We start from the raw sequence: 9,312 nt of genomic DNA on the forward strand, positions 1-9,312 counted from the left end.
GTATGGGGGCGGGCATGGTGGTGGCCGGCGGGGCGGGCATCACGGCGCGGCCCGGTGACCGCGGCGCGTGGGAACACGTCATCACGGCTGCTGTCCGACCTTTCCCTTGTTAGTAAGCCAGGGAATGGTCCGTTCTGCCCACCAGGCCTGACACCGTCGCGCTCTTCGCGGCGGGGACACTAGCGCGAAATGGTAAACGAAAGGTTTCTAGAGCAATATCGGCCTGACTGGAAATCGCGGAGCGATTTCAGGCCGATGAAATTGCTCGTGAAATTATGAGCTGGAGCGTTTCCAGTCGGGCTGAAAACGCTCTAGCCGGCGGGAAAATGCGTGCCCCCGAGGATCACCGACTCGGGCTGCAGCGTCTCGGTCCAGGTGACGGCGGCGGGCGACAGGGCGATGCCGTGGTGGGCCAGGGCCGGGGTCAGCACCGTCGCCGGATGCAGCGTCGCCATCGCCACGGCCGAGGTGGCGTCGGCGATGCCCCAGGCGACCACGTTGCGCACCGCCTGGTCCAGCCGCAAAGCCGAACCGGCCAGGCTGGCGGTGCCGGGGTAGCGCACGGCGCCATCCGCGGCCAGCTCGATCGCCTGGCCGGCGAAGCCGTACTGCCCGGGCGGCGCGGCGGCGGCGGCGGTGGCATCGGTGACCAGGATCGAGCGCAGCCGACGCTTGGCGCGCACCAGCACCTTCAGCACCGGCGGCGGGACATGCAGCCCGTCGGCGATGAAGCTGGCGTGCAGCGCGTCCGCCGCCAGCTGCGCCATCAGCGGGTTGAGGAACTTCGGCTGCGGCTGCGGCAGGGCGTTGCCGAGGTGGGTGCTCAGCGTCACCCCGGCCTGCACCGCCTGCGCCACGGTCTCGGCGTCGGCGGCGGTGTGGCCCATGGCGACGGCGATGCCGCGGGCGCACGCCTCGGCGACCAGCGCCAGCGCCCCCGGCTGCTCCGGCGCCAAAGTCAGCAGCAGGATCGGCCGCTTGAGGTGCCGGCCCAGGCGGTGCAGCAGCGCCGGGTCCGGCGCCACCATGGCGGCGGCGTTGTGGCAGCCGGCGTAGCCGGGCGCGGGGTTGAGGAACGGGCCTTCCAGGTGGAAGCCCGGCACCATCAGCCGCCCCAGCTTGCTGCCGCCGACGGCCTTGTCGAGCGCGGCGAGGCGGCGGGTGAGGGTGATCTCGTCGGCGGTGACCAGGGTGGGCAGGCAGGTGGTGACGCCGCTGCGCAGCATGGCGCGCAAAGCGTGGTCGAGCGCGCCGGGGGTGAGGGCGGCATCGTTGAAGTCGATGCCGGCGTAGCCGTTCACCTGCAGGTCGATCAGGCCAGGGGATTGCATGGCGGGGCTTTGGCCGAGGGGGCGGGGGGAGTCAAGATGGGCCTTGTCAGCCGGTGCGACAGCTATGCCGTCCGGTGGCGGGAGGGGGATAAATCCCCCTCCCGCCACCGGACGGTGTCGCCGTGGCTTCCCTACCGATTTCCCTGTGGTAGGATCAATACATCCCGCACGACTTCGCATCATCGGCCGTGGCTTCCCTACCGATTTCCCTGTGGTAGGATCATCGAAACGCTTTGGAGCACGTGACATGAGCCGTGGCTTCCCTACCGATTTCCCTGTGGTAGGATCTTGCGGGATGTTTTGACCGCGTGCGCCGTGCCGTGGCTTCCCTACCGATTTCCCTGTGGTAGGATACAGACGTTCAGGTCACCGTCAAGTCGTGGGCCGTGGCTTCCCTACCGATTTCCCTGTGGTAGGATCTTGAGCTTGTCGATGACGGCCGTCTTGAAGCCGTGGCTTCCCTACCGATTTCCCTGTGGTAGGATCCACCGAGCCGACGATGTTGGCCTACGCGAGCCGTGGCTTCCCTACCGATTTCCCTGTGGTAGGATTTCCCGAACGGCTTCGACTTCACCCATGTCGCCGTGGCTTCCCTACCGATTTCCCTGTGGTAGGATTTCGGCCCCAACGACAAGACGGTTGACCTCGCCGTGGCTTCCCTACCGATTTCCCTGTGGTAGGATACAGTGCGCTAGGCCAATAGGCAGCTTCGTGCCGTGGCTTCCCTACCGATTTCCCTGTGGTAGGATCAAACCACGAAAGGGCACCAGAAATGTCAGGCCGTGGCTTCCCTACCGATTTCCCTGTGGTAGGATACTATTGTCACCGTCTGGCACCGAACCCCGGCCGTGGCTTCCCTACCGATTTCCCTGTGGTAGGATCCGAAAGCCTCCGGCTTGCCCGGGCGTTGTGCCGTGGCTTCCCTACCGATTTCCCTGTGGTAGGATTATCTGGCCCATGGTCCGAAGATGGCGGGGGCCGTGGCTTCCCTACCGATTTCCCTGTGGTAGGATCGGCCATGCTTTGATTGTTTGATTGGCGGAGCCGTGGCTTCCCTACCGATTTCCCTGTGGTAGGATCGCCATCGTATCCAGCCGCGCGTTGTGAGCGCCGTGGCTTCCCTACCGATTTCCCTGTGGTAGGATACGGACGTATGGGGGCGGTATACAACCCCGGCCGTGGCTTCCCTACCGATTTCCCTGTGGTAGGATATACTCTCCGTTAGCGAAAGCGATTGTCTCGCCGTGGCTTCCCTACCGATTTCCCTGTGGTAGGATTCCACGGGCGGCAGGGTGAGGGCGGTGTAGGCCGTGGCTTCCCTACCGATTTCCCTGTGGTAGGATCTCGGCCAGTTCATCAAGGACATTTACGCGGCCGTGGCTTCCCTACCGATTTCCCTGTGGTAGGATTACGGCGATTGCCACAACATAATGTTCCGAGCCGTGGCTTCCCTACCGATTTCCCTGTGGTAGGATAAGGAATATGAGACTGGCGCTTGTGAGTCTGCCGTGGCTTCCCTACCGATTTCCCTGTGGTAGGATCACCGCGTCGCCCACAGCGGCGGTGTCCACGCCGTGGCTTCCCTACCGATTTCCCTGTGGTAGGATGAGAATGTAGAGGAGAACGATATGGCCGGCGCCGTGGCTTCCCTACCGATTTCCCTGTGGTAGGATCACAGCCGGCTGCAGAACCCGCGCCGACAGGCCGTGGCTTCCCTACCGATTTCCCTGTGGTAGGATTGTCCGCATACGCAGGGCCGCGCGGGCCAGGCCGTGGCTTCCCTACCGATTTCCCTGTGGTAGGATGTTCGGGTGGCGCGGGTGCTCCGGGATGACGCCGTGGCTTCCCTACCGATTTCCCTGTGGTAGGATGGGTGATTGTGCCCGGGCCGACGGCCTGCGGCCGTGGCTTCCCTACCGATTTCCCTGTGGTAGGATGAGCGCCACCTGCGCCCCTCGGTCATCTTCGCCGTGGCTTCCCTACCGATTTCCCTGTGGTAGGATCGGAGCACAACAAGCGACTGAAACTGCTGTGATTTTCGAGATTTGCCACCTCGAAAATCACAGCAGAATCATCTGGCGCGAGCCAAGCGACTCGGTTTTTGTCGCCTCACCGAGCAACAATTTCATCCTTTCGTACTGCCGATCCGTCACCTGCAACGCCCGTACGCTTCCCTCGCTTGGCAGATTTCGGGTGACCCTTGCGATATGCTTGGTTGCCCCGTCCTCGCCGCGGCAGACCCGTGCATAGACCGAGAACTGTAGCATCATGAAGCCATCATCCTTCAGGAAGTTGCGAAACCGGGTTGCGTTGCGTCGCTGAACCTTGGTCCCTACCGGCAGGTCGAAAAACACAAACAGCCACATGAAACGCGCCTCCGCCTCCGGCATCACGCGACCATCCGCGGCATCTGCAGCACCGCCGCGCTGCTTGTCTGCATCGCTCGCACCAGACTCTCCGCCGCCTGTTCGGTGGCCGTCAGCAAGGACACGGTATCCGTGCCGAAGACCGTTGTTTCTGTCAGAATAGAGGCCAGCGTGCGCCGCTCCTCGACCGTCGTTTGCCCATTCCGTACCGTTCCTTTTGCCGAAAGCTGCCATACCTGCCGATCAACGAACGGCCGGAACGGCTCGACCATGTCATCGGCCAGATTGAAGGCGTTGGTCATGCTGGCGTGGTTAAGTCCCAATGCCGGAACGAGGCCCGCCGCGACCAGCGCCCGGGCCACCGCGGACCGGACGACGGCATAGCCGTAGTTCAGCAGGGCGTTGCGCTTGTCCGTATCGTCCTCCCGCACAAACTCGCTGAACAGGCGCGGCCAGTAGGCGCGTGCTGCCCGCGCCTCGACGTTGTCCGGATCGCCGGACCCGACGAGATGTGCCATGGCGCGCAAGGCGGTTGCATCCTGTCCGCAGGTGGCCAGGCAGGCCGCCTGGTTGTCGATCTTTGTCCGCACCAGGGCCTGCCAGAGCCGTTTCTTCAAAGGCAATGGCAGCCCGGCCTGCAAGGCCGCCATTTCCGCCTGCCGGTGATGGCGATGAAACGGCAGCAGCAGTCCACTGGGCGTGTGGGTCCGGTCGGTGGTGATGACCGCCACGCCGGCCTCCATGCAGGCCGCGATCAGGGCCGTTGACAGTGTCACCTGCGGCGAGTCGAGGACGATCCAGCCGATGTCCTCGATCGCGATCCGTGCCTCCGTCTCGTCCTGCCTGGCAACGATCTGGTTGTCCGCCAGCGACAGGCGGGTCGGCCGGCTTACGTGCAGGCCACGCCATGCCATGTGCGTACCTCCTTATTGACCGCTGTCACACGGCCCAAGCGATCAACCTGGAGTTTTCTGAAATGCGCCAGAGTCTTGGCGCCAATGCCCCTGGTCAACGCCCGTGGACTCTCTGGAGCAGCAATCGCAATCGCACCCGTGCTGCGGTCCATTCCTTTGAAATACCCTTTCAGGACGACCCCGTCAGCTTTTGCTACTTCCAGCAGGCTGTGCGAGTACAGGCTGAACAGGAATTCATAGTCCGAATCAACCACAGCCCAGTCCGCCTCGGCCTTGTCGGCCACCACCGCCCGGTTCGGCGGTTCCGGCCAAGTCTGCCGATCGGCGATCTGATGCGGATAGATTGGCACGAGATAGTGGCGTAGCTTCCCCTTCCTGTCGGCCTTGGCGAAAACATCCACCCGCGCCATATCGCCACGATCGGCCGAGCCCTCCCGCACCGGAACCGCGACCTTGTCCTTGGTCGCCAAGCGGACCTTGCGGATGACGTCCCCCTTCGGCGACCGGGGTGGCGCGTTCTTCGGCTTCCCGGCCTCGATCCAGCAGCGCAGGCTTTCCACTAGCTCGTTGCGCAGTTTCGCCGGATCGACAACTTTTCCATAGGGATCGGGGATCGGGATGTTCGCGAGGTCGTTCAGCGTCAGCGCCTCGACCGCCTTGCGCTCGAACACCGTAGCGACCCCATCGACGGTCTCCACGCGCTTGATCGTGGCGGCATGGGCTTCGCCCCGCGCGCGGCGCCGTTCGGCCCGGGATACGAAGACGTTGCGGACGACATCCCGCACGACCTCGCGGAACCCAGCCGCCGGCGGGTCGATCTGCGTGAAATCAAACCCGCGCGGCAGTCCCTGCCGCTCGGCCTCCTGCGCCGCCTTGGTCAGGCGGTTCAGCATGGATTCGCTGGTCGCGGCAATGACGATGGCGTCCAGCGCATGGTGGCGGTCATCCTCCAGGCGCTTGCCGTCCGGGCCTTTCTTCAGGTCATCCAGCGCCCAGGCCCGCCGCAGCTTGGCCGTCAACTGGCCAGGCCGGGCCAGGACATGGCGGGACCCGTCCTTGGGATACTGACGGGCGAGCATGTCCAGCAGCAGCCGCGTGGCGTAGCGCGTATCGCCCAGGTTGCGGTTTCTGAACGTCTCCTCGACCTCCTTGGCGTTCTTGCGGAGATAGAAGCCGCCTTTCTTGCGACCCTTCATCTCCTTGCAGCCTTCGACGCGGGTCGCGAACAGTGCCCAGTCCAGGCCTTCTGCCTCGAACCACTCAAACGGCGTCCGGCCTCTCTTGTCCTGGTTGGCCTTGGCGGTGCACAGTGTCTTGTTGATGAAGCTGTCGTCGCCGAACCGGCTCCACGGCAGGATATGGTCCACCTGCACCCGGTTGTCGCCGGCGGCGAGCCAGTGCGGCGGTATTGCCGTATCGGTATAAAGGCAGCGCCCGTTCTGCTCCTTCCACAGTTCGTAGCGCAGCAGTTCCTCGTCGTTCGCCGGGCGCTCGAGTAAATCCGCCAGCTCTTTCCTGGCTGTTTCACGCTGCTTGTTGCGGTCCTCGATGCCTTTGCTGATCTTGTCGCGCTCTTCGGCGCTCTTGCCGATGTCGCGGGCCAACTCGACGTGGATCATGTCCGGCAGGCCGTAAGCCTGAACGATGGCGCGGACCTGCTTCAGCATCTCGCAGACTGCCTTGCGGGCAACCGGATTGCGCACGTCCTCCAGCGAGACTGCGGCGCGGGCGGTGTGATCGTATCCCGCATCCTCGCAGGCTTCGGAATAGACCCGGCCGCGCTGCAGGGACGGGATCAGGGCGCGTGCCGCCTTGGCCGAGATGTGGCCGGCGCGGGTGAATTCGGCGAACGCGCCGGATTGGACGCCTTGCATCACCGCCGCCAGCAGTGGTTCCTGCAGCCCTGCCTCCGCAAGCCCGGCCTGCACCGAAGCCGGATCTTCACGGAAAGTCAGGACTTCGGCAATACGGTCGCGCATGACCGGGTTGTGCATCAGCACGCGCCAGCCCGACGGCCCGACGATCTCGCGCAGCGTGTGGGTCCCTTCCGCGGCGTTGCCATGGCGGGCGACGATGTCGTTCTTCTCGTCCTTTTCCGATACGCCGACGAAGCGGGTGCGGCTGTCGAGATCCAGGGTCTTGCGGACGGATTTGTAGGTGATGCCTTTGGTCCGGCCGAAATCCTCGGCAACCTGGGCGATCTGTTCCGGAGTCAGGCGCAACTCCTGTCCGCCTGCCGACAGCGAAATGGCCGTCAGCCGCGACAGCAGGCGGAACATTTCGAACGCATAGCTCCGCCGGGCGGCGCGCTTTTCGGCCGGTTCGAACGGGCAGGACTGCACCATGTGCTCGCTGTCCTGCAGCGGGCGCTGGAAGAACGCGATGTGGGTGAAGTCCGCTTCCAGTTCCTCGGATGCCAGGGGATTGCCCCGCTGGCGCTGTTCCCGGAAGATCTGGCGAACCTCGCTTTCCTGGTCAGTGCGCAGGATGGAGCGGGTAAAATCGCCTCTGTTGCGCTTGCGGTCCCTGTAGGCGTCGTCGGTGGCGAACATCTGCCCGATGGTGCGATAGCCTTGCAGCCGCTCCTGTGTCGCCGCGATGGCCTTTTTCATTTTTGATGTTTCGTCGGCGGCATTGGCGGCCGCGTCTCGTTTGGCGTTCGAGCGGAAGCCCCGGTGCCGGGCGATATGGCCGAGGGCAACGGCAAGTTCCGGCCCTGTCAGTGTCCGTTCCAGGGCCGCGGCCCGCAACGCCCAGGGATCGAGACCTTTCTGGCCGAGCGCATCGCTTTTCGCCGCCGGCAGTAGCCCGGCGGTGTGGAACAGGCGGCGGATCTCGTTCATCCTCTGCCGCCGCCGCCGGATCACCCGCCGTTGGCCGCGATGCAGCCTGCGGACGGCAGCGGTTGGCGTTCGTTCCTTGGAAGTCTCGGGCGCATCGAAGCTCCGCGTCCCCGCGTTGACAACCGTCAACGTGGCCGCCTCGGTATCGAGATCAAGCACCGCCCAGCCGATCGTAGCGATGCCGCCATCGATTCCCAGAATACGCATGGAATTTTCCTTTTTGGACGAATTGGCCTTGACAGGGCCACATCATTACATAAGACTAGCGGTTGGGAAATCGGTAGGAAAGCCACGGCAAAGTGGTTTTCATCACTGAAGGATTACCCCCGGCGTTGCTCGCAGCACCGGGGGGATTCTTTTTGGTCGTCACTCCACCCCCAGTAACGCCCCCATTCGCTCGGCGAACCGCAGGATCGGCCGCTTGCGGAAGCCGCGCCGCCGGACCCGGACGGCGGCGGCCAGAAACGCACCCGCCAGCAGCAGCGGCATGGGCAACCGTGTCAGAGTCCTGGCGATGGCGTCCACCACGGCCGAACCTCACGGTCATGTACCTGATTTCATTGATAGAACGCGGGCGGCGACGGGACGTTGATCTGTGTCAACGGGCAGCCTGGCGGCAACCGTTTCCTGATTGCATCGTCACCGTCGGCCGGCACGCCGATTCCCGCTGCCGCCGCCGTCTGCGTCGCGCTGCCGGATCGAGTGCGCTGCGGCGTTGATCTGCTCCGGCAGGTGGCGCAGGCTCGCGGCAGGCTCGTCGTCGGAGGGAGAACGAAGCGGATGCTGATCGCCGGGGATGTCGGTGGCACCAAGACCCTGCTCGCGCTGTTCACGGCCGAGGCCGGCCCGCGCCAGCCGCTCGCCCGGGCGGAGTTCGTCAGCGCCGACTATCCCAGCCTGGAGGCGATCCTGCGCAATTTCATGCTGCAGACCAGGCGTCCCGTCAGCTTCGCCTGCCTCGACGTGGCGGGGCCGGTCATCGGCGGGCGGGCGCACCTGACCAACCTGCCCTGGGTGCTGGACGAAGGCGCGATGCAGCAGACGCTGGGCCTGCAGCGCGTGACCCTGCTGAACGACCTCAAGGCGGTTGCCTACGCCGTGCCGCACCTGGGGCCGGACGACGTGCACGTGCTCAACCAGGGCGAAGCCGAGCCGCACGGGCCCATCGGCGTGATCGCGCCCGGGACCGGGCTGGGCGAGGCGTTCCTGACCTGGCACAGCGACCGCTACGCCGCCGGCTCGTCCGAGGGCGGCCATGCCGACTTCGCCCCGGCCGACGCGCTGCAGGCGGGCCTGTGGCATTATCTTTTCCAACGCTACGGTCATGTCGCCTATGAGCGCGTGGTGTCCGGCAGCGGCCTGCCAAACATCTACGATTTCCTGCGCGACAGCGGCCACGCGCCGGAGGCGCCGGCCTTCGCCGCCGCGCTGGCCGCCGCCGCCGATCGCACGCCGCTGATCGTGCGGGCGGCGCAGGCGCAGCCGCCCGATGCGCTGTGCGCCGCGACGCTGGATGTTTTCATCAAGGCGATGGGGGCCGAGGCCGGCAACCTGGCGTTGAAGGTGCTGGCGACCGGCGGCCTCTACCTAGGTGGCGGCATCCCGCCGCGCATCCTGCCGCAGCTCGACGACGGCCGCTTCATGCGCGCCTTCGTCAGCAAGGGGCGATTCGCCGAGCTGCTGGGGCGAATTCCGGTCAGGGTGATCACCTGCCAGGCCGCTCTGCTGGGCGCGGCGCTGTACGGCCTGGAGCAGGCCGCCGCCGGGCGTTAGCCGGCTTCCTGCCCGGACGCAGCGGGCGCCGGCGACCGGGCCGCGTCGTGACGGCCCAGGCGGGACAGCGAGGGCGGGACAGCGA

Annotated in this window: 6 protein-coding genes and 1 CRISPR repeat array; of the genes, 1 reads left to right on the plus strand and 5 read right to left on the minus strand. The window is 65.3% G+C overall.

Annotation, left to right across the window (positions count from 1 at the left end):
• Window positions 1-311: 311 nt before the first annotated feature.
• From CCS01_RS00065 to CCS01_RS35625, 5 genes are all read right to left on the minus strand, one after another.
• Entirely contained in the window at window positions 312-1,331 is a 1,020-nt protein-coding gene (locus CCS01_RS00065) for an N-acetylglucosamine-6-phosphate deacetylase (protein WP_104516812.1), read from the minus strand.
• Between the two features lie 119 nt (window positions 1,332-1,450).
• A CRISPR array of direct repeats spans window positions 1,451-3,334; the repeat unit is 36 nt; unit sequence GCCGTGGCTTCCCTACCGATTTCCCTGTGGTAGGAT.
• A gap of 57 nt (window positions 3,335-3,391) precedes the next feature.
• Complete coding sequence (gene cas2 / locus CCS01_RS00070) at window positions 3,392-3,721, minus strand: CRISPR-associated endonuclease Cas2 (RefSeq protein WP_104516813.1); 330 nt, start codon at window positions 3,719-3,721, stop codon at window positions 3,392-3,394.
• A complete protein-coding gene (gene cas1, locus CCS01_RS00075) occupies window positions 3,721-4,611 on the minus strand; it encodes a type II CRISPR-associated endonuclease Cas1 (protein ID WP_104516814.1) in 891 nt (296 codons plus the stop codon). The genes cas2 and cas1 overlap by 1 nt, the downstream gene beginning before the upstream one ends.
• Window positions 4,587-7,661, minus strand: coding sequence for a type II CRISPR RNA-guided endonuclease Cas9 (cas9, locus tag CCS01_RS00080; RefSeq protein WP_104516815.1), 3,075 nt, complete (start codon window positions 7,659-7,661; stop codon window positions 4,587-4,589). Before cas9 ends, cas1 begins: the two co-directional genes overlap by 25 nt.
• A 159-nt stretch (window positions 7,662-7,820) precedes the next feature.
• Window positions 7,821-7,943: a hypothetical protein gene (locus tag CCS01_RS35625; RefSeq protein ID WP_275112868.1), complete on the minus strand. Its 123-nt coding sequence runs from the start codon at window positions 7,941-7,943 to the stop codon at window positions 7,821-7,823.
• A gap of 99 nt (window positions 7,944-8,042) precedes the next feature.
• On the opposite strand from CCS01_RS35625, the gene glk reads away from it, so the two are divergent.
• Window positions 8,043-9,227 (plus strand): glucokinase, encoded by a 1,185-nt coding sequence (gene glk / locus CCS01_RS00085; protein WP_204848082.1) that lies wholly within the window; start codon window positions 8,043-8,045, stop codon window positions 9,225-9,227.
• Window positions 9,228-9,312 lie beyond the last annotated feature (85 nt).

This window comes from Rhodopila globiformis, assembly GCF_002937115.1.
GTDB classification, from domain to species: Bacteria; Pseudomonadota; Alphaproteobacteria; order Acetobacterales; family Acetobacteraceae; genus Rhodopila; species Rhodopila globiformis.